The sequence below is a fragment of the Streptomyces sp. NPDC047043 genome (assembly GCF_040644055.1).
GTDB lineage: Bacteria > Actinomycetota > Actinomycetes > Streptomycetales > Streptomycetaceae > Streptomyces.
In genome coordinates this window covers 24288-43311 of sequence record NZ_JBEYVO010000024.1, presented here as the reverse complement: position 1 = coordinate 43311, position 19024 = coordinate 24288, and the positions used below count along the sequence as shown (strand labels likewise).

The following is a 19024-nucleotide window of genomic DNA, read 5'->3' as shown; positions in this document are numbered from 1 at the left end:
CCTCGCGTTGAACTCCCCCTTACGTAGAACGAGGTATGTGTCATGCACGCGTCCCGACTGAGCAGACGTTCCGTTCTCGCCGGGACCGCGGTCGCCGCCGCGCTCACCGCCGTACCGTTTCGCCCCGGTCGCGCGCAAGCTGCGGAGGCCGAAGCCACCACACCGGCCTACCGCTGGCGCAACGCCGTCATCGGCGGCACCGGGTTCGTCACCGGTGTGCTGTTCCACCCCTCCGTGCGCGGGCTCGCCTACGCCCGGACCGATATCGGCGGCGCCCACCGGTGGGACGACCGGGACGGCCGTTGGATTCCGCTGATCGACCACATCGGCTGGGACGACTGGAACCTCCTCGGCGTCGAGGCCGTCGCCGTCGACCCCGGCCACCCGGACCGGGTGTACCTCGCGCTCGGCACCTACGCCCAGCCCTGGGCCGGCAACGGTGCCGTGCTGCGGTCCGACGACCGTGGTGCCACCTGGACCCGCGCCGACCTCACCGTGAAGCTCGGTGCCAACGAGGACGGGCGGGGTGCGGGGGAGCGGTTGCTCGTCGACCCGCGGGACAGCGACACCCTGTGGCTGGGAACCCGGCACGACGGGCTGCTCAAGTCCACCGACCGGGGCGCCACTTGGGCAGCCGCCGACGGCTTTCCGGGCAGCCCGGGCGCGAGTGGGCAGGGTGTCACTCTCCTCGTCGCCGCCGGGCGCACCCTGTACGCCGGCTGGGGTGACGGCGATGGCACCGCGAGTGCGGTGAACCTCTACCGGACCGCCGACGGGAGCAGCTGGGAGGCCGTGCCCGGGCAGCCCACCGGCACCTCCGCGAAGGTCCCCGTGCGTGCCGCGTACGACTGCCACACCCGTGAGCTGTACCTGACGTACGCCAACGCGCCCGGGCCCAACGGACAGTCCGACGGGAGCGTGCACAAGCTCGCGACGACCACCGGCAAGTGGACCGACGTCACGCCCGTGAAGCCCGGCGGGACCACGAGCGACGGCAGCGCCGACACCTTCGGCTACGGCGGTGTCGCCGTCGACGCCCGTCGGCCCGGCACCGTCGTCGTCTCCACCAACAACCGCTGGGCGGACGTCGACACACTGTTCCGGACCACCGACGGCGGCCGTACCTGGACGTCCCTCAAGGACGCTGCTGTCTTCGACGTGTCCGAGACTCCTTTCCTCAAGTGGGGTGCCGACAAGCCAAAGTTCGGGTGGTGGATCCAGGCCGTCGGCGTCGATCCGTACGACTCCGCGCACGTCGTCTACGGCACCGGCGCCACCCTCTACGGCACACGCGACCTCAAGCACTGGGCCCCGCAGATCCGCGGCCTGGAGGAGACGGCCGTGCGGCAGCTGGTGTCGCCCCCGGTCGGGGAGGCGCACCTGCTGAGCGGGTCCGGGGACATCGGCGTGCTGTACCACGAGCGGCTCACGGCCTCGCCGGCACGCGGCATGGCCTCGAACCCCGTGTTCGGGTCGGCGACGGGACTCGCGCTGGCCGCGGCGAAGCCGACGTACGTCGTCCGCGCGGGCTGGGGCGACCACGGCAACGGCGCCTACTCGAACGACGGCGGACAGACCTGGGCGCCCTTCACGGCCCAGCCCACCATCGCCAAGGACGCACCGGGGCCGATCGCCGTGAGCGCCGACGGCAGTGTGCTGCTGTGGAGCTTCGTGCACTGGGACGGCACGAAGTACGCGGCCCACCGCTCGGCGGACAACGGCACGACCTGGACCGAGATCTCCTCCTTCCCGAAGGGCGCCACGCCGGTCGCCGACCCGGCCGACCCGACGCTCTTCTACGCGTACGACACCGATACAGGAACGCTACTTGCCGGCACTGACAGTGGCCTCACGTTCACCGAGCGTGCAGCCGGGCTGCCCTCCGGGGACAGTCAGTTCAAGCTGGTCGCGGCGCCGGGTCGGTCCGGTGACCTGTGGCTGAGCGCCAAGTGGAACGGGCTGTACCGGTCGACCGACGGCGGGGCCACCTTCTCGAAGATCGGGAGCTGCTGGGCCTCGTACACCCTCGGCTTCGGCAAGGCGGCCGACGGCGCCGACTACCCGGCGATCTACCAGGTCGGCTCGACGGAGACGATCACCGCCGTCTACCGCTCCGACGACGGTGCGAGGAGCTGGGTGCGGATCAACGACGACCAACATCAGTGGGGGTACATCGGCGACGTCATCGTCGGTGACCCCCGGGTCCACGGCCGCGTCTACCTGGCCACCAACGGGCGCGGCATCCAGTACGGGGAGCCCGTCTGATGGCCGCTGCCGGAAAGCCCACGCTCGCCGACGCCACCCGCGGCCGCATCCTCTTCGGCGGTGACTACAACCCGGAGCAGTGGCCCGAGGAGACCTGGCACGAGGACGTCCGGCTGATGAAGGACGCCGGCGTCAACTCCGTCACCCTCGGGGTCTTCTCCTGGGCCAAGCTCGAACCCCGGCCGGGGGAGCGGGAGTTCGGCTGGCTCGACACGCTGATGGATCTGATGCACGAGGGCGGCATCGGCGTCGTCCTCGCCACCCCCACCTCCTCGCCCCCACCCTGGCTGGGCCGGCTGCACCCCGAGACCCTGCCCCGCGACGAGGACGGCCGCACCGAGTGGTGGGGCGGCCGGCAGCACTTCTCGCACTCCAGCGCCGTCTACCGGCACTACGCGGCCGCCATCACCGAGGACCTCGCCGCCCGCTACGGCGGCCACCCCGCCCTCACCATGTGGCACATCAACAACGAGTACTGCACCTACGACTGGGGCGACGAGGCCGCCGCCCGCTTCCGCCGCTGGCTGCAGACGAAGTACGGCACCCTCGACGCCCTCAACTCCGCCTGGGGAACGGCCTTCTGGAGCCAGGGCTACGGCGACTGGGAGGAGGTGATGCCGCCGCGGCACGCCCACTACCTCAAGAACCCGGGGCAGGTGCTGGACTTCAAGCGGTTCACCTCCGACATGCTCCTGGAGTGCTACGTCGCCGAGCGTGACATCGTGCGCCGTCACAGCCCGTCCCGCACTCCGGTCACCACCAACTTCATGCCGCTGTGGGTCGGGCAGGACGCGTGGCGGTGGGTGGGGGAGGAGGACGTCGTCTCCGTCGACCTGTATCCCGATCCGCGGGATCCGCTCGGCGCCCAACACGGGGCTCTCGTGCAGGACATGACCCGCTCGCAGGCCCGCGGCCCGTGGATGCTGATGGAGCAGGCGGCGGGACCCGTCAACTGGCGCGGGGTCAACCACCCCAAACCCCGCGGCCTCAACCGGCTCTGGTCCCTCCAGGCCGTGGCCCGCGGCGCCGACGCCGTCTGCTACTTCCAGTGGCGGCAGTCCCGGCAGGGCGCGGAGAAGTTCCACTCGGGGATGGTCAGTCATGCGGGGGAGGAGGGGCGGACGTACCAGGAGGTCAAGCAGCTGGGCGCCGAACTCGCCCGGATCGGCAGCGAGGTGACGGGCAGTCACACCGCCCACGACATCGCGATCCTCCACGACTGGCACTCCTGGTGGGCCGGGGCCCACGAGGGGCGGCTCTCCACCCGGGTCGACTACCCGCAGGTGCTGACCACCTGGCACCGCGCCCTCTGGCAGGCCAACCTCACCACGGACTTCGCCCACCCCGAACACGACCTGACCGCCTACAAGTTGGTGGTCGTCCCGCAGCTGTACGCTCTCACGGACGCCGCGATCGACAACCTTCTCGCGTACGTCCGCGCCGGCGGCACCCTCGTCTGCGGCTTCCTGACCGGCATCGCCGACGAGCACGACCGGGTGCGCCCCGGCGGCATGGACCCCCGGCTGCGCGAACTGCTCGGCATCCGCACGCTGCACGAGTGGTGGCCCCTCGACGCGGACGAGCGGGTCGAGACCGACGGCTTCCACGGGACCCTGTGGTCGGAGGAGATCGAGACGGACGGGGACACGTCGGTCGAGGCCGCGTACAAGGGCGGCGAACTCGACGGACTGCCCGCCGTGCTGCGCAAGGGCCGTGCCTGGTACGTCTCCACACTCCCCGAGGAGCATGCCCTGCGCACGCTCCTCGCCCGGATCGCGGAGGACGCCGGCGTCCGCCCCGTCCTCGCCGCACTGCCCGACCGGGTCGAGGCGGTCCGCCGCGGTGACCTGCTCTTCGTCCTCAACCACGGGCGCGAGTCGGTGACCGTCGAGGCGCCGGGCACCCACCACGACCTGCTGACGGGGGCGATGTACGAGGGCGAGTTCACGCTGGGCCGGTACGGCGTGGTGGTGTTGCGCCCATGAACGCCATGAATGCCATGAACATCGTCCACGGAACCTGGGAGCCCCTCCCCGCCGCCCGCTGGGAGGACGGCTTCCTGAGCGGCAACGGCCACCACGGCGCCCTTGTGTTCGGCGATCCGAACGACGAACGGGTCGTCGTCACGCACCACACCCTGGTCCGCCCCAACGGCGGCGAGCAGGCCCGCCCGCCCCAGCTCGCCGCCGAACTCCCCGCGCTCCAGGACCGGTTGCTCGCAGGCGACCTGCACGCGGCCGAGAGCTTCACCGACGGGCGAGACCTGCAGTGGGTGCAGCCCTTCCATCCCGCGTTTCAGGTGCGGCTGCGCCATCCGCGCGCGGACAGCCGCGGCTACCGCCGGTCCGTCGACTTCACCACCGGTGTCGCGCACGCGGAGTGCGAAGGGTGGAGCAGCCGGGTCTTCGTCTCGCGGGCGGACGGCGTCGTCGTCCAGCGGGTCGAGGCGGCGGATCTCGTCGTGGGCCTGGACCACCGGCTTACGGGCGCGCCCGACACACTGGTGGTCGGCCAGAGCATCGTCCGCGCCGGTGACGCAGCCCTTCTCACCCTCCGGGTCCGCCACCCCGACAGCGACCGCCGCTACACCGGCATCACCCTGGTCGTGCCGACGGGCGGCCGTACCGCGCTCGTCCCCCCGGGCGCACACGTCACCGGCGCCGAATCCGTCCTCCTCCTGACCCGCGTCGTACGCCACACCGGCGAGCTGGACACGACACCCCACACCCGGGCCCTGCGCGAACTGGCCGCCGGCGACGAGGAGTCGTACGACCGCCTCCTGGACCGCCACACCGCCCTCCACCGCACCGCCTACGAACGCGTCACCCTCGACCTGGACGCGGACCCCGCCGAACGCGCCCTGCCCGGCTCGGAGCTGCTCGCCCGCCCCGGCAGTCCCGCCCTCCTGGAGCGTCTCTTCGCCGCCGGCCGCTACCACCTGCTGTCCGCGAGCGGCCTGTTCCCACCCCGCCTCGTCGGCCTGTGGACCGGCGACTGGAACACGGCATGGGCGGGGGCGTTCACCAACGACGCCAACCTCAACCTCCAGACCGCCTCCGCAGCGGCCGCCGCTCTCCCCGAAGTCACGGCAGCCCACGCCTCCCTGATTCGACGTCAGCTGCCCGACTGGGCCGAGAACGCCCGCGCGGTCCTCGGCGCCCGTGGCGTCGTCGCCCCCGCGCACACCGACGGCGACTCCGGGCTGACGTACCACTTCAGCCGCGAATACCCCCTGCACCTGTGGACGGCGGGCGCCGACTGGCTGCTCAAGCCCCTCGTCGACCACGACGAGACCGACGGCACCCGCGACCCGCACACCGCCCACGCACTCGCCCAAGTCGCCCTGTTCTACGAGGACTTCCTCACCCGGACCGACGAGGAGGGCCGACTGGTCGTCGTCCCGTCGTACTCGCCGGAGAACCGCCCGGCGAACGCCAGTTGGGGCGCGATCAACGCGGCCATGGACCTCTCGGCCGCCCGGCACGCCCTGCTGACCGCCGCCGACTACCACCCGGGACCCGACGCGGACCGCTGGCGCGCCCTCGCCGACCGGCTGCCCCCGCACCGGATCAACGCCGACGGCGCCCTCGCCGAATGGGCCTGGCCCGGACTCGACGACACCTACGACCACCGCCACCTCAGCCACCTGTACGGCGTCTGGCCGCTCGACGAGATCAATCCGTACGACACCCCGGACCTCGCGGCGGCAGCCCACCGTGCCCTCGAACTCCGCGGCGCCGAGAACGACTCGGCCCACGGCCATCTGCACCACGCCCTCGTCGCCGCCCGGCTGCGCGACGGCGAACGGGTCGCGCACGCCCTCGGGCAGGTCCTCAAGGGCGACTTCTTCCACAACTCCCTGATGAGCGCGCACTACCCGAACCGCGACGTCTACAACGCCGACGCCGCGCACACCCTCCCCGCCGTGCTGATCGAGATGCTCGTGCAGTCGACCCCGGACCGCCTGGTCCTGCTGCCCGCGCTCCCGACGGCGTACCCGAAGGGCCGACTCCTCGGCATCCGCACCCGGTTCGGGGCGGAGCTCGACCTGGCCTGGAGCCCACACGAAGCGACCGCGGTGCTGCGCCCCACCCGCAGCCACCGGGTCGAACTCAGGACTTCCTCCGGCACCCGACCGCTCGACCTCGTCGCCGGAGAAGACCACGTCCTCGCCCTGGGGGCGTGGTAACCACCCCCGCAACTCCCCCCACCCATGGAAGGGACACCCATGGCAAAGAGCACTCTGCGCAAGGTCACCATGGCCGTGCTGGCCCCGGCGATGGCGATAGGCGCCACGGTCGGCCTCGCCTCCGCGCCCGCGTCGGCCGCCGTCTGGAACTCCTGCGAGCAGTACGGCAACACGACCCTGAACGGCTACACGCTCTACAACAACATCTGGGGCTCCGGCGCCGGCAGCCAGTGCATCTGGGCCAACTCCGGTACCAACTGGGGGGTTTGGGCCAACCACCCCAACACCGGCGGCATCAAGTCCTACCCCAACGCCAAGAAGGTGATCAACAAGTCGATCACCTCGCTCGGTTCACTCTCCAGCAGCTACAACGTCACGGTCCCGTCGTCCGGTTCGTACAACACGTCGTACGACATCTGGGACACCGGCTACAGGTACGAGATCATGCTCTGGGTCAACAAGACCGGGGCCGTCGGCCCGCTCGGCACCTCGCAGGGCAACGTCACGCTGGGCGGTCACACCTGGACCGTCTACAAGGGCAACAACGGCTCCAACGACGTGTTCTCCTTCGTCCGCACCTCCAACTCGACCTCCGGCACGGTCAACGTCCTGCCGATCCTGAAGTGGATCAAGGACACCAAGGGCTGGTTCGGCAACGTGACCATCGGGGACCTGCAGTTCGGCTTCGAGATCACGTCCTCGTCCGGCGGTCTGGACTTCGCCGTCAACAGCGAGAGCGTCAGCAGCAGTTGACCGGCCCGGGTGAGGTTTCATGGACCCATGCATAACCTCACCCCCCTCCGCATCACCGTGCTCGCCGCCGTCGCGGTGCTCGCCATACCGGGCACCGCGGCAGCGGCACCCGCCTCCGGGACTCCCGCATCCCCCTTGCGGCCGGTCGCCTCCCTCGCCGCAGAACGCCTCGCCACCGCCGACCTCGTGGCCGCGGCCAAGTGGGGCACCGACAGCCCCATCGACGACCCGGCGCGCGAGCAGCAGGTCCTCGACAACGTCGCCGCGCAGGCGCAGCAGATCGGCGCCGACCCCGACGAGGTCCGCCGGATCTTCCGCGACCAGATCGAGGCCAACAAGGTCGTCCAGCGCGGCCTCTACGCCGAGTGGACCGCCCACCCGGACCAGGCCCCGACCACCAAGCCCGACCTGAACGTCGTCCGACAGACCATCAACCGCATCAACACGGACCTGGTCCAGTCCCTGGCCGACACCACCCCGCAGCGCACGGCCCCGACGTGCCGCCCCGAACTCGTCGTCGCCGTCGTGGAGGTCCACCACGAGAAACACCCGGACCTGCTCCACACACGTGCGCTGGTCCGCTCCCTCGTCTCGGTCTGCCGCAACTGACGGCCCTTCTGAAGAAGGGGACCGCCCGCGCCCCTGTCTTTCAAGGGGCGCGGGGCTGTATCGATATGCGGCTCCGCCGCGTGGGCGCGACCAGCCACAACGGCGCCGCAGTCGATCAACGACCTACCGCGGCGCTTCCTGCGGAGCAACAGGCAGCCGTGCCCCGTCCCGCAGAAACAGCGGGATGCGGTCCAGCGGGGCGTCGACCGTCACGGTCGCACCGCCCTCGTACGTCTCCCCGGTCCACGCATCCGTCCAAATCGCGCCCACCGGAAGATACGTCGCCCAGGTCGTCACCCCCGCCTCCAGGACCGGCGCCACCAGCAGATCCCGCCCGAACAGATACGCGTCGTCGACCGCCCACGTCGCCGGGTCCTCCGGGAACTCCAGGAACAGCGGCCGCATGACCGGCAGCCCCTCCTCGTGCGCCTCCCGCATGACGTCCAGGACGTACGGCTTCAGACGCTCGCGCAGCCGCAGATAGCGCTCCAGGATCGCCCCGGCCTCCTCGCCGTAGGACCACACCTCGTTCGGGCCGCCGGTCATCTCCGGGCCCAGCGGCATGCCCGGGTCGCGGAAGCCGTGCAGGCGCATCAGCGGGGACAGTGCGCCGAACTGGAACCAGCGGACCATCACCTCCTGGTACGCCGGGGAGTCCGGGTCGCCCCCGTGGAAGCCGCCGATGTCCGTGTTCCACCAAGGGATGCCCGACAGCGCGGTGTTGAGACCGGCCGCGATCTGGCGGCGCAGGGTCGGGAAGTCGGTGCCGATGTCGCCGGACCACAGGGCCGCGCCGTAGCGCTGGCTGCCCGCCCAGGCCGAGCGGTTGAGCGTCACCACATCGGTCTCGCCGGAGGCGTGCAGGCCCTCGTAGAAGGTGCGGGAGTTCTCGGCCGGGTAGCTGTTGCCGACCTCCAGGCCCGGGCCCGTCCAGTAGCGCAGGTTCTCCTGGAAGCCGGGCTTCAGCTCCGGCTCGCAGGCGTCCAGCCAGAAGGCCGTGATGCCGTACGGGACAAGGTAGTTGTCGCGGACCTTCGACCACACGAAGTCACGGGCGTCGGGGTTCGTCGCGTCGTAGAAGGCCACCTGGACCGTCGACGCGACCTCCTTGTCCGGCCAGTCGGCGTGCGCCATCGGGCCGTACTGCGTGCCGATGAAGTAGCCGCGCTGCTCCATCACCGGGTGGTTCTCGCTCAGCGGCGACACCGACGGCCAGACGCTGACCACCAACTTGATGCCCAGCTCGTCCAGTTCACGGACCATCGCCGCCGGGTCCGGCCACTCCGCCGGGTCGAACTTCCACTCGCCGAGGTGCGTCCAGTGGAAGAAGTCGCAGACGATCGCCGAGATCGGCAGACCCTGGCGCTTGTACTCCCGTGCCACGGCCATGAGTTCGTCCTGCGTGCGGTAGCGCAGCTTGCACTGCCAGAAACCCGCCGCCCACTCCGGCAGCATCGGCGTACGGCCCGTCACCGCGCTGTAGCGGCGCTGCCCGTCGGCCGGAGTGCCCGCGGTGATCCAGTAGTCGATCTGCCGGGCCGAGTCGGCCACCCAGCGCGTGCCGTTGCCGGCCAGCTCCACACGGCCGATCGCCGGGTTGTTCCAGAGGAGGGTGTAGCCGCGGCTGGAGGAGAGCACCGGGATGCCGACCTCGGCGTTGCGCTGGACCAGGTCCAGGACCAGGCCCTTCTGGTCGAAGCGGCCGTGCTGGTGCTGACCGAGGCCGTACAGCTTCTCGTCGTCGTAGGCGGCGAAACGCTGCTCCAGCCGGTGGTGGCCGTTGCCGACGGCCGTGTACAACCGTGACCCCGGCCACCAGAAGTGGGCGCGGGCCTCGGCCAGGAGCTCCGTGGAGTCGTCGGTGCGCAGGAAGCGGATCAGGCCCTCGGCGTCGACCTCGACGGTCAGTGCGCCGACGGTCAACTGCCCTTCCCCGTCACCGATCTTGACGCTGCTCTCGGTGGCCGGCGCCTCGTCGAGCAGGGCGCCCGGCAGGCCCTCGAGGATCGGGCCGCCGAGCCGGGCTCGGACCCGGACCGCGTCCGGACCCCACGGCTCGATGCGCAGGGTCTCCTGGCGGCCGCTCCACTCCAGCGCGCCGTCGCGCTCGCGGAAGGTGCCGACGGTGGGCGACGACTGCGCGAGGCTCACCGTGCCGTGACTGGTCTGGTTTTCGGCAGGCTGGTTCACGAGGGGTGCTCCCGAAAGGACATGAGGGTGCCCGCGGGGGCACCGGAAATGGGGTCAGGAGGTGCGTCGTCAGGTGTTGCGGGCGGTGGGTCAGGAGGTGCTGGAGGGCGCCGGTCCCGTGCTCGCCCGTACCGTCAACTCCGGTGCGATCAGCACGACTTCCTCCTCGCCGCGGCCGTCGAGCTTGGCGACCAGACGCTCCACGGCGTGCCGGCCCATCTCCTGCGCGGGGATGGCGACGGACGTGAGCCGCACCGAGGCCTGGACGGCCACCTGGTCCGGGCAGATCCCCACCACGGACACGTCCTCGGGCACGGCACGGCCCTGCTGGCGCAGCAGGGCGAGCAGCGGCTCGACCGCCGACTCGTTCTGCACGACGAACCCGGTGGTGCCCGGCCGCTCGTCGAGGATGCGGGCGAGGGTGACGGCCATCGCGTCGTAGCCGCCCTCGCACGGCCGGTGCAGCACCCGGATGCCCAACTCCCGGGACCGGGAACGGAGTCCGTCGAGGGTGCGCTCGGCGAAGCCGGTGTGCCGCTCGTAGACCGCGGGGGCCTCGCCGATGACAGCGATGTCGCGGTGGCCGAGCATCGCCAGATGCTCCACGCACAACGCGCCCGTCGCCTTGAAGTCGAGGTCGACGCAGGTCAGTCCGGAGGTGTCGGCGGGCAGTCCGATCAGCACCGACGGCTGGTCGGTGCCCCGCAGCAACGGCAGCCGCTCGTCGTCGAGTTCGACGTCCATCAGGATCATCGCGTCGGCGAGCCCGCTGCCGGTGACCCGGCGCACGGCGTCGGGGCCCTCCTCGCCGGTCAGCAGCAGCACGTCGTACCCGTGCGTCCGGGCCGTCGTGGCGACCGCGATCGCGATCTCCATCATCACCGGCACATACATGTCGGTGCGCAGCGGGACCATCAGCGCGATGATGTTCGACCGGCTGCTGGCCAGGGCCCGGGCGCCCGCGTTCGGGTGGTAGCCGAGCTCGCGGATGCTCTGCTCGACCCGCTGCCGGGTGGTGGTGGAGATGGACCGCTTGCCGCTGAGGACATAGCTCACCGTGCTCGCCGAGACTCCGGCGTGCTGGGCGACCTCGGCGAGGGTGACCATCCAGCTCTCCAAGCGGTGTGAAGCGCTTCGACAGTGCGCATTGCTTACAGGGGCGGGTGTGAGGGTGGTTCGACACTAGCTCTGGCGGAGGCGAGTGTCCATAGGCTGTCGAAGCGCTTCGACAGCTTTCTTTTCCGTCGTGTCGTTTCTGGGAGCGCGGCAACCTGCCCGGCCCTCGGTGGCCACTGACTGGTCGTACGCGAACCGTCCCCCGGAAGGACCCCCGATGCAACACCGCAGACCGCGCCTGTCCAAGAAGAGGAAGACCCTCCTCGCCTCCGCGGTCGCCCTCGCGGCCGCCGCCGGTGTCACGGTCGCGCAGGCCGGCGAGACGGACAAGAAGTGCACGGCCTTCGACACGATCACGCTCGGCAAGTACTACGTCAACAACAACCTCTGGGGTCAGGACAAGGCCACCGGCAGCCAGTGCGTCTGGGACGACTCGCAGTCCGGCTCGACGATCTCCTGGGGCACGAACTACTCCTGGGCCAACAACAGCAAGGGCACCGACGCGGACGTGAAGTCGTACGCGAGCACGGTCCTCGGCTGGCACTGGGGCTGGAAGGTCGACAAGGCGACCACCGGACTGCCGCTCCGCGTGGGCGACCGCAAGAAGGTCACCACCACCTGGGACTTCTCGCTGCCGTCCGACCCGGGCACCATGAACGTCTCGTACGACCTGTGGCTGCACGCCAAGAACAACGCGGACTGGCAGGACCAGCCCACCGACGAAATCATGATCTGGCTCAACCGCCAGGGCGGCGCGGGCCCTCTCGGCACCAAGTACGGCAGCGTCAGCCTCGGCGGCTCGATGTGGGACATCTACCGGGGTGACATCGGCTGGAACGTCTACTCCTTCGTCCGCCGCGCCAACACCAGCAAGGCCACGCTCAACCTCGACGACTTCACCCAGGCACTCGTACGGCGCAAGCTGCTCGCGAACGACAAATACGTCTCCGGCATCGAGTCCGGCACCGAGGTCTTCAAGGGCACAGGGCGTCTGGACACCAAGTCGTACTCCGTCAACATCGGCTGAACGGCTGCGCGAAGGGTGGTGGGGGCGCCCGGGATCGGGTACATACGATCGGGTAGCACCCGTCGGTAACCAATTACGGTCCAAGATCCCGATTCGCGGCGAGGTGAGCCTCATGTCCGCCAGCCCCACCGACTCTGCTGGACGCCCTACCGTCTCCGAACGTGAGGCCCGCCAGGTGGCGGAGGCGGCCCGGGAACAGGAATGGCGCAAGCCCAGCTTCGCCAAGGAACTGTTCCTCGGCCGCTTCCGCCTGGACCTGGTCCACCCGCACCCGACCCCGCCCACCGAGGACGTGGAGCGCGGGGAGGAGTTCCTCGCCAAGCTCCGCGACTTCTGCGAGACCAAGGTCGACGGCGCCCTCATCGAGCGCGAGGCCCTTATCCCCGACGAGGTCATCAACGGCCTCAAGGAGATCGGCGCCCTCGGCATGAAGATCGACACCAAGTACGGCGGCCTCGGCCTGACCCAGGTGTACTACAACAAGGCGCTCGCGCTGGCGGGCTCGGCCTGCCCCGCGATCGGCGTGCTGCTGTCGGCGCACCAGTCGATCGGCGTACCGCAGCCGCTGAAGCTGTTCGGCACGCAGGAGCAGAAGGAGCAGTTCCTGCCGCGGTGCGCCCGCACCGACATCAGCGCCTTCCTGCTCACCGAGCCGGACGTCGGCTCCGACCCGGCGCGGCTGGCGACCACCGCGGTGCCCGACGGGGACGACTACGTCCTCGACGGGGTGAAGCTGTGGACCACCAACGGCGTCGTCGCCGACTTGCTGGTCGTGATGGCACGGGTGCCGAAGAGCGAGGGCCACAAGGGCGGTATCACCGCCTTCGTCGTCGAGACCAACTCGCCCGGCATCACCGTCGAGAACCGCAACGCCTTCATGGGCCTGCGCGGCATCGAGAACGGCGTCACCCGCTTCCACCAGGTCCGGGTCCCGGCGGCGAACCGCATCGGTCCGGAGGGCGCGGGCCTCAAGATCGCGCTCACGACCTTGAACACCGGCCGGCTGTCCCTCCCCGCCTCCTGTGTGGCCGCCGGCAAGTGGTGCCTGAAGATCGCCCGTGAGTGGTCTGCCGCGCGCGAGCAGTGGGGCAAGCCGATCGCCCACCACGAGGCGGTCGGCCAGAAGATCTCCTTCATCGCGGCGACCACCTTCGCCCTGGAGGCCGTACTCGACCTGTCCTCGCAGATGGCCGACGAGGACCGCAACGACATCCGCATCGAGGGCGCCCTGGCCAAGCTCTACGCCTCCGAGATGGCCTGGCTGATCGCCGACGAACTCGTCCAGATCCGCGGCGGCCGCGGATTCGAGACGGCGGCCTCCCTGGCCGCCCGCGGCGAACGCGCCGTCCCCGCCGAACAGGTCCTGCGCGACCTGCGCATCAACCGCATCTTCGAGGGCTCGACGGAGATCATGCATCTCCTCATCGCCCGCGAGGCGGTCGACGCCCACCTGACCGTGGCCGGCGACCTCATCGACCCCGAGAAGTCCTTGCAGGACAAGGCGAAGGCAGGCGCGAACGCGGGCGTCTTCTACGCCAAGTGGCTACCGAAGCTCGTCGCCGGACCAGGTCAACTCCCGGTCTCCTACGGCGAGTTCAAGCACGATGTCGACCTCTCGCCGCACCTGCGCTACGTCGAACGGCACGCCCGCAAGCTGGCCCGCTCCACCTTCTACGCCATGTCCCGCTGGCAGGGAAAGATGGAGACCAAGCAGGGCTTCCTCGGCCGGATCGTCGACATCGGCGCGGAGCTCTTCGCCATGAGCGCGGCCTGCGTACGTGCCGAGCTCCTGCGCAGCCAGGGCAACCACGGCCGCGAGGCCTACCAGCTGGCCGACGTCTTCTGCCGCCAGTCCCGCATCCGCGTCGAGGAACTCTTCAACCGCCTGTGGACCAACACCGACGACCTCGACCGCAAGCTGGTCAAGGGCGTCATGTCCGGCACGTACGAATGGCTGGAGGAGGGCATCGTCGACCCGTCGGGCGAGGGGCCGTGGATCGCCGACGCCACCCCCGGAGCCTCGGAGAAGGAGAACATGCACCGGCCGATCCGGTGACCGACGCATGACAGCGCGTCGCCCCTCGGATCCCCCCGAGGGGGGACGCGCTGTCCTCACACACCGTCCTTACGGCAACAATGGAGGGATGAGCGACAGTCCAGCCCAACTCGCCGACCCGCACCTCGTCTACGACCCCGTGGCGGGCAGCGGCCCGAAGGACGTGGTGATCCTCGGCTCCACCGGGTCGATCGGCACCCAGGCCATCGACCTCGTACTGCGCAATCCCGACCGGTTTCGGGTCACCGGCCTGTCCGCGAACGGCGGCCGGGTCGCCCTCCTCGCCGAGCAGGCGTACCAGCTGCGGGTGCGGACCGTCGCGGTGGCCCGCGAGGACGTCGTACCGGCGCTGCGGGAGGCCCTGCAGGCCCAGTACGGCACGGGCGAGACGCTCCCCGAGATCCTCGCCGGAGCGGAGGCGGCCACCCAGCTCGCCGCCTCCGACTGCCACACCGTCCTGAACGGCATCACCGGCTCGATCGGCCTCGCCCCGACCCTCGCCGCCCTGGAGGCGGGCCGCACCCTCGCGCTCGCCAACAAGGAGTCGCTCATCGTCGGCGGCCCGCTGGTCAAGGCGCTCGCCAAGCCGGGGCAGATCATTCCGGTCGACTCGGAGCACGCGGCGCTCTTCCAGGCGCTCGCGGCCGGCACGCGCGCCGACGTACGCAAGCTGGTCGTGACGGCCTCCGGCGGCCCCTTCCGCGGTCGTACGAAGGAACAGCTGGCGAACGTGACGGTCGAGGACGCGCTCGCGCACCCGACCTGGGCCATGGGGCCCGTGATCACGATCAACTCCGCGACCCTCGTCAACAAGGGCCTGGAGGTCATCGAGGCACACCTTCTCTACGACATTCCCTTCAGTCGCATTGAGGTGGTCGTGCACCCGCAGTCGTATGTCCACTCGATGATTGAGTTCACGGACGGATCGACAATCGCCCAGGCGACGCCCCCCGACATGCGGGGGCCCATCGCCATCGGCCTCGGCTGGCCCGAGCGCGTCCCCGACGCGGCACCGGCCTTCGACTGGAGCACGGCGTCGACCTGGGAGTTCTTCCCGCTCGACAATGACGCGTTCCCGTCGGTCGACCTGGCCCGGCACGTGGGCGAGCTCGCGGGCACCGCCCCGGCGGTGTTCAATGCGGCCAACGAGGAGTGCGTGGAGGCGTTCCGCGGTGGCGCACTGCCGTTCAACGGGATCATGGAGACGGTGACCAGGGTGGTGCAGGAACACGGCACGCCGGTCACGGGAACTTCACTCACCGTGTCGGACGTCCTCGAAGCGGAGAGCTGGGCGCGCAGGCGTGCCCGGGAACTGGCGGCACAGACGGCGGAGGCCCGTGCATGACGACCCTGATGTTCATCCTCGGGATAGTGGTCTTCGCGTTCGGCCTGCTCGTCTCGATCGCGTGGCACGAGCTGGGGCACCTGTCGACCGCCAAGCTCTTCGGCATCCGTGTGCCCCAGTACATGGTCGGCTTCGGCCCGACCATCTGGTCGCGCAAGAAGGGCGACACCGAGTACGGGATCAAGGCCATCCCGTTCGGCGGCTACATCCGCATGATCGGCATGTTCCCGCCGGGCCCGGACGGCCGCCTGGAAGCCCGGTCCACCTCGCCCTGGCGCGGCATGATCGAGGACGCCCGCTCGGCGGCCTTCGAGGAGCTCAGGCCCGGTGACGAGACCCGCCTCTTCTACACGCGCAAGCCGTGGAAGCGGGTCATCGTGATGTTCGCGGGCCCGTTCATGAACCTGATCCTCGCGATCGGGCTGTTCCTGACCGTCCTGATGGGCTTCGGCATCCAGCAGCAGACCAACACCGTCGCCTCCGTCTCGCCGTGCGTCATCGCGCAGAGCGAGAACCGCGACACCTGCAAGAAGTCCGACCCGGCCTCCCCGGCCGCGGCCGCGGGCCTGAAGCAGGGCGACAAGATCGTTTCCTTCAACGGCGCCAGGACGGACGACTGGAACACCCTCTCCGACCTGATCCGCGTCAGCGCCGGCAAGGAGGTCGCGATCGTCGTCGACCGCAAGGGCCAGGAGCTGACCCTGCACGCGAAGATCGCCACCAACCAGGTCGCGAAGAAGGACTCCAGCGGGACCTACGTCCAGGGCCAGTACGTCAAGGCCGGCTTCCTCGGCTTCAGCGCGGCCACCGGCGTCGTCAAACAGGACTTCGGCGACTCCGTCACCTGGATGACCGACCGGGTCGGCGACGCCGTCGACTCCATCGCGTCCCTGCCCGCCAAGATCCCGGCCCTGTGGGACGCGGCCTTCGGTGACGGCCCGCGCGAGCCGGACTCCCCGATGGGCATCGTCGGCGCGGCCCGCGTCGGCGGCGAGATCGCGACCCTCGACATCCCGGCCTCACAGCAGCTCGCCATGTTCGTCATGCTGCTCGCGGGCTTCAATCTCTCCCTGTTCCTGTTCAACATGCTTCCGCTGCTGCCGCTGGACGGCGGCCATATCGCAGGCGCGCTCTGGGAGTCGCTGCGGCGGAGCGTGGCGCGGGTGCTGCGCCGGCCGGACCCGGGTCCGTTCGACGTGGCGAAGCTGATGCCGGTGGCCTACGTGGTGGCGAGCGTCTTCGTCTGCTTCACCCTGCTGGTGCTCGTGGCCGACGTCGTCAACCCGGTGAAGATCAGCTAGGGGCCGGTACTTCACGTTCGGGTGACGATCCGCAGGAGCCGCCGCTGGAGGCCGATTCCGGCGAACAGCACGGCTCCTGCGCCGCTCCGTTGCTCGGCCATGAGGTCGCCGAAGGCGCCGTCCGCCTCCGGAGCCGGAGCCGGAGGACGGCTTGCGGACGGGCCGCTCGGCAGGGCTCGACCGGTCGAGCTCCGGCCGGGCCCCGAGGGTGCGGACCGCCGGCGCGGCGGCCACGACCCGTACCGGTTCGCTCAGCCTGGCCGGGGGCGGGGCGCAAGGGCGGGCCCCGAAACCAGGCGCCGAATCCCTGCACCGCCCACCGACGCCGGCCGAGCGCGGGCGCCGAGACCATGCTCAGCGAGACCTCGCCGCCTTCCTCGAGGGCGATCAGCGTGCTCGGCTCGGGTTCCGACGACGGCGGCGGTCCCCTCGATGCCCTCGACGATCCACCGACGGCTCGCGCGCCCGGGCGGCCCGCCGGACGCCCCTCCGAGGAAGACGTCGTACGGATGCCGCTGCCGGATCAACTCGCGCAGTACGTCCTCGATTTCCCCGTCGGCCTCGGTGACGGGGCTTCCGTCGCCCTTGGCCCGCACGGCGAGCCCGCCGGTGGATGAGAGATGCCGTAGCGCAATGGCGTCGGCCGTGTCCGCCAGGCGATGCGCAGGCGCCAGATCTCCGTGACGGTCACCCGTGATGGTCATCACAACGCGAGAGCATGACCCGCCGATCAGGGTCCATGCCAGGTCGGCGGTCGTGCCCCGCCATCGGGTGGACGTCCACCACGCTGTGTGCCGCCGTTCATGTCCGTGCCGTAATCTCGAAGCTCGGAGCCCGCTGATTACGGGACCGGACCTTGATCCACGACTTGGGGTTGCACAGCAGATGACTGCGATTTCTCTCGGCATGCCGTCCGTTCCGACCAGGGTTGCCGAGCGTCGGAAGAGCCGGCAGATCCAGGTCGGGACCGTGGCCGTGGGCGGGGACGCGCCCGTGTCCGTGCAGTCCATGACCACGACCCGTACGTCGGACATCGGCTCGACCCTCCAGCAGATCGCCGAACTGACCGCCTCCGGCTGCCAGATCGTGCGGGTCGCCTGCCCCACCCAGGACGACGCGGACGCGCTCGCCACCATCGCGAAGAAGTCGCAGATCCCGGTCATCGCCGACATCCACTTCCAGCCCAAGTACGTCTTCGCCGCCATCGAGGCCGGCTGCGCCGCGGTCCGCGTCAACCCCGGCAACATCAAGCAGTTCGACGACAAGGTCAAGGAGATCGCGCGGGCCGCCAAGGACCACGGCACCCCGATCCGCATCGGCGTCAACGCCGGCTCCCTGGACCGGCGCCTGCTGCAGAAGTACGGCAAGGCGACCCCGGAGGCCCTCGTCGAGAGCGCCCTGTGGGAGGCGTCCCTCTTCGAGGAGCACGACTTCCGGGACATCAAGATCTCCGTCAAGCACAACGACCCGGTCGTCATGATCGAGGCCTACAAGCAGCTCGCCGCCCAGTGCGACTACCCGCTGCACCTCGGTGTCACCGAGGCGGGCCCGGCGTTCCAGGGCACCATCAAGTCGGCCGTCGCCTTCGGCGCCCTCCTCTCCCAGGGCATCGGCGACACGATCCGCGTCTCCCTCTCGGCCCCGCCGGTCGAGGAGGTCAAGGTCGGCAACCAGATCCTGGAGTCCCTGAACCTCAAGCAGCGCGGTCTGGAGATCGTCTCCTGCCCGTCCTGCGGCCGCGCCCAGGTCGACGTCTACAAGCTGGCCGAGGAGGTCACCGCGGGTCTGACCGGCATGGAGGTCCCGCTCCGCGTCGCCGTCATGGGCTGTGTCGTCAACGGCCCGGGCGAGGCCCGTGAGGCCGACCTCGGCGTCGCCTCCGGCAACGGCAAGGGCCAGATCTTCGTCAAGGGCGAGGTCATCAAGACCGTCCCCGAGTCCAAGATCGTGGAGACCCTCATCGAGGAGGCCATGAAGCTGGCCGAGCAGATGGAGGCGGCCGGCGTCGCCTCCGGCGAGCCCGAGGTCTCCGTCGCCGGCTGACGCCGGCAGGCGCCCCGATACATCCCTACGCCCCGCCACATCCCTTGTGGCGGGGCGTAAGTGTTGTTTCCAGTTGTGCTTCCAGCTCTCTTGACAGCTCCGATGTATGGCGGGAAGTTATGGGCCGCAC

Annotated in this window: 13 protein-coding genes; 11 read left to right on the top strand and 2 right to left on the bottom strand. The window is 70.2% G+C overall.

Annotation, left to right across the window (positions count from 1 at the left end; translation table 11 throughout):
- Positions 1-42: 42 nt before the first annotated feature.
- The 5 genes from ABZ880_RS33350 to ABZ880_RS33330 are packed head-to-tail and all read left to right on the top strand — an operon-like array spanning position 43 to position 7816.
- The gene (locus ABZ880_RS33350; RefSeq protein ID WP_361270565.1) at positions 43-2265 is read left to right on the top strand and encodes a 1,4-beta-glucanase; all 2223 of its coding nucleotides are present in this window, start codon (positions 43-45) and stop codon (positions 2263-2265) included.
- On the top strand, positions 2265-4250 hold the full coding sequence (locus ABZ880_RS33345) for a beta-galactosidase (protein WP_361270563.1): 1986 nt from the start codon (positions 2265-2267) through the stop codon (positions 4248-4250). Before ABZ880_RS33350 ends, ABZ880_RS33345 begins: the two co-directional genes overlap by 1 nt.
- Positions 4251-4264: 14 nt before the next feature.
- A complete protein-coding gene (locus ABZ880_RS33340) occupies positions 4265-6454 on the top strand; it encodes a glycoside hydrolase N-terminal domain-containing protein (RefSeq protein WP_361270896.1) in 2190 nt (729 codons plus the stop codon).
- 39 nt (positions 6455-6493) lie between these two features.
- Positions 6494-7207: a hypothetical protein gene (locus tag ABZ880_RS33335; protein ID WP_361270560.1), complete on the top strand. Its 714-nt coding sequence runs from the start codon at positions 6494-6496 to the stop codon at positions 7205-7207.
- 27 nt (positions 7208-7234) lie between these two features.
- Complete coding sequence (locus ABZ880_RS33330; protein WP_361270557.1) at positions 7235-7816, top strand: chorismate mutase; 582 nt, start codon at positions 7235-7237, stop codon at positions 7814-7816.
- 123 nt (positions 7817-7939) lie between these two features.
- Here ABZ880_RS33330 and ABZ880_RS33325 read toward each other — a convergent pair whose 3' ends face one another.
- Together ABZ880_RS33325 and ABZ880_RS33320 are read right to left on the bottom strand one after the other, a co-directional pair.
- Positions 7940-10006 carry a TIM-barrel domain-containing protein gene (locus tag ABZ880_RS33325; RefSeq protein ID WP_361270555.1) on the bottom strand — a complete coding sequence of 689 codons (2067 nt, stop codon included), beginning with the start codon at positions 10004-10006 and terminating at the stop codon, positions 7940-7942.
- 90 nt (positions 10007-10096) lie between these two features.
- Positions 10097-11113 carry a LacI family DNA-binding transcriptional regulator gene (locus tag ABZ880_RS33320; protein WP_361270553.1) on the bottom strand — a complete coding sequence of 339 codons (1017 nt, stop codon included), beginning with the start codon at positions 11111-11113 and terminating at the stop codon, positions 10097-10099.
- 226 nt (positions 11114-11339) lie between these two features.
- Here ABZ880_RS33320 and ABZ880_RS33315 point away from each other — a divergent pair, with 226 nt between their 5' ends.
- The 6 genes from ABZ880_RS33315 to ispG all read left to right on the top strand — a co-directional run bounded on the left by ABZ880_RS33315 (position 11340) and on the right by ispG (position 18894).
- Complete coding sequence (locus ABZ880_RS33315; protein WP_361270550.1) at positions 11340-12149, top strand: endo-1,4-beta-glucanase; 810 nt, start codon at positions 11340-11342, stop codon at positions 12147-12149.
- Positions 12150-12261: 112 nt separating this feature from the next.
- Entirely contained in the window at positions 12262-14205 is a 1944-nt protein-coding gene (locus tag ABZ880_RS33310; RefSeq protein WP_361270547.1) for an acyl-CoA dehydrogenase family protein, read from the top strand.
- 88 nt (positions 14206-14293) lie between these two features.
- Entirely contained in the window at positions 14294-15550 is a 1257-nt protein-coding gene (gene dxr, locus ABZ880_RS33305; RefSeq protein ID WP_361270544.1) for a 1-deoxy-D-xylulose-5-phosphate reductoisomerase, read from the top strand.
- Positions 15551-15558: 8 nt separating this feature from the next.
- Positions 15559-16851, top strand: a complete 1293-nt coding sequence (locus ABZ880_RS33300; RefSeq protein WP_361270893.1) for a site-2 protease family protein — start codon at positions 15559-15561, stop codon at positions 16849-16851.
- Positions 16852-17201: 350 nt separating this feature from the next.
- The gene (locus tag ABZ880_RS33295) at positions 17202-17468 is read left to right on the top strand and encodes a hypothetical protein (protein WP_361270541.1); all 267 of its coding nucleotides are present in this window, start codon (positions 17202-17204) and stop codon (positions 17466-17468) included.
- Positions 17469-17736: 268 nt separating this feature from the next.
- Positions 17737-18894: a flavodoxin-dependent (E)-4-hydroxy-3-methylbut-2-enyl-diphosphate synthase gene (gene ispG / locus ABZ880_RS33290; protein ID WP_361270538.1), complete on the top strand. Its 1158-nt coding sequence runs from the start codon at positions 17737-17739 to the stop codon at positions 18892-18894.
- The last annotated feature ends 130 nt before the right edge of the window (positions 18895-19024 follow it).

Bases quoted from the DNA above. Each gene is read 5' to 3' on its own strand.
- ABZ880_RS33320 (WP_361270553.1), bottom strand. From the start codon at position 11,113: ATGGTCACCCTCGCCGAGGTCGCCCAGCACGCCGGAGTCTCGGCGAGC.
- ABZ880_RS33295 (WP_361270541.1), top strand. From the start codon at position 17,202: ATGCTCAGCGAGACCTCGCCGCCTTCCTCGAGGGCGATCAGCGTGCTC.
- ispG (WP_361270538.1), top strand. From the start codon at position 17,737: ATGACTGCGATTTCTCTCGGCATGCCGTCCGTTCCGACCAGGGTTGCC.
- ABZ880_RS33340 (WP_361270896.1), top strand. From the start codon at position 4,265: ATGAACATCGTCCACGGAACCTGGGAGCCCCTCCCCGCCGCCCGCTGG.
- dxr (WP_361270544.1), top strand. From the start codon at position 14,294: ATGAGCGACAGTCCAGCCCAACTCGCCGACCCGCACCTCGTCTACGAC.
- ABZ880_RS33350 (WP_361270565.1), top strand. From the start codon at position 43: ATGCACGCGTCCCGACTGAGCAGACGTTCCGTTCTCGCCGGGACCGCG.
- ABZ880_RS33310 (WP_361270547.1), top strand. From the start codon at position 12,262: ATGTCCGCCAGCCCCACCGACTCTGCTGGACGCCCTACCGTCTCCGAA.
- ABZ880_RS33335 (WP_361270560.1), top strand. From the start codon at position 6,494: ATGGCAAAGAGCACTCTGCGCAAGGTCACCATGGCCGTGCTGGCCCCG.
- ABZ880_RS33330 (WP_361270557.1), top strand. From the start codon at position 7,235: ATGCATAACCTCACCCCCCTCCGCATCACCGTGCTCGCCGCCGTCGCG.
- ABZ880_RS33300 (WP_361270893.1), top strand. From the start codon at position 15,559: ATGTTCATCCTCGGGATAGTGGTCTTCGCGTTCGGCCTGCTCGTCTCG.
- ABZ880_RS33315 (WP_361270550.1), top strand. From the start codon at position 11,340: ATGCAACACCGCAGACCGCGCCTGTCCAAGAAGAGGAAGACCCTCCTC.
- ABZ880_RS33345 (WP_361270563.1), top strand. From the start codon at position 2,265: ATGGCCGCTGCCGGAAAGCCCACGCTCGCCGACGCCACCCGCGGCCGC.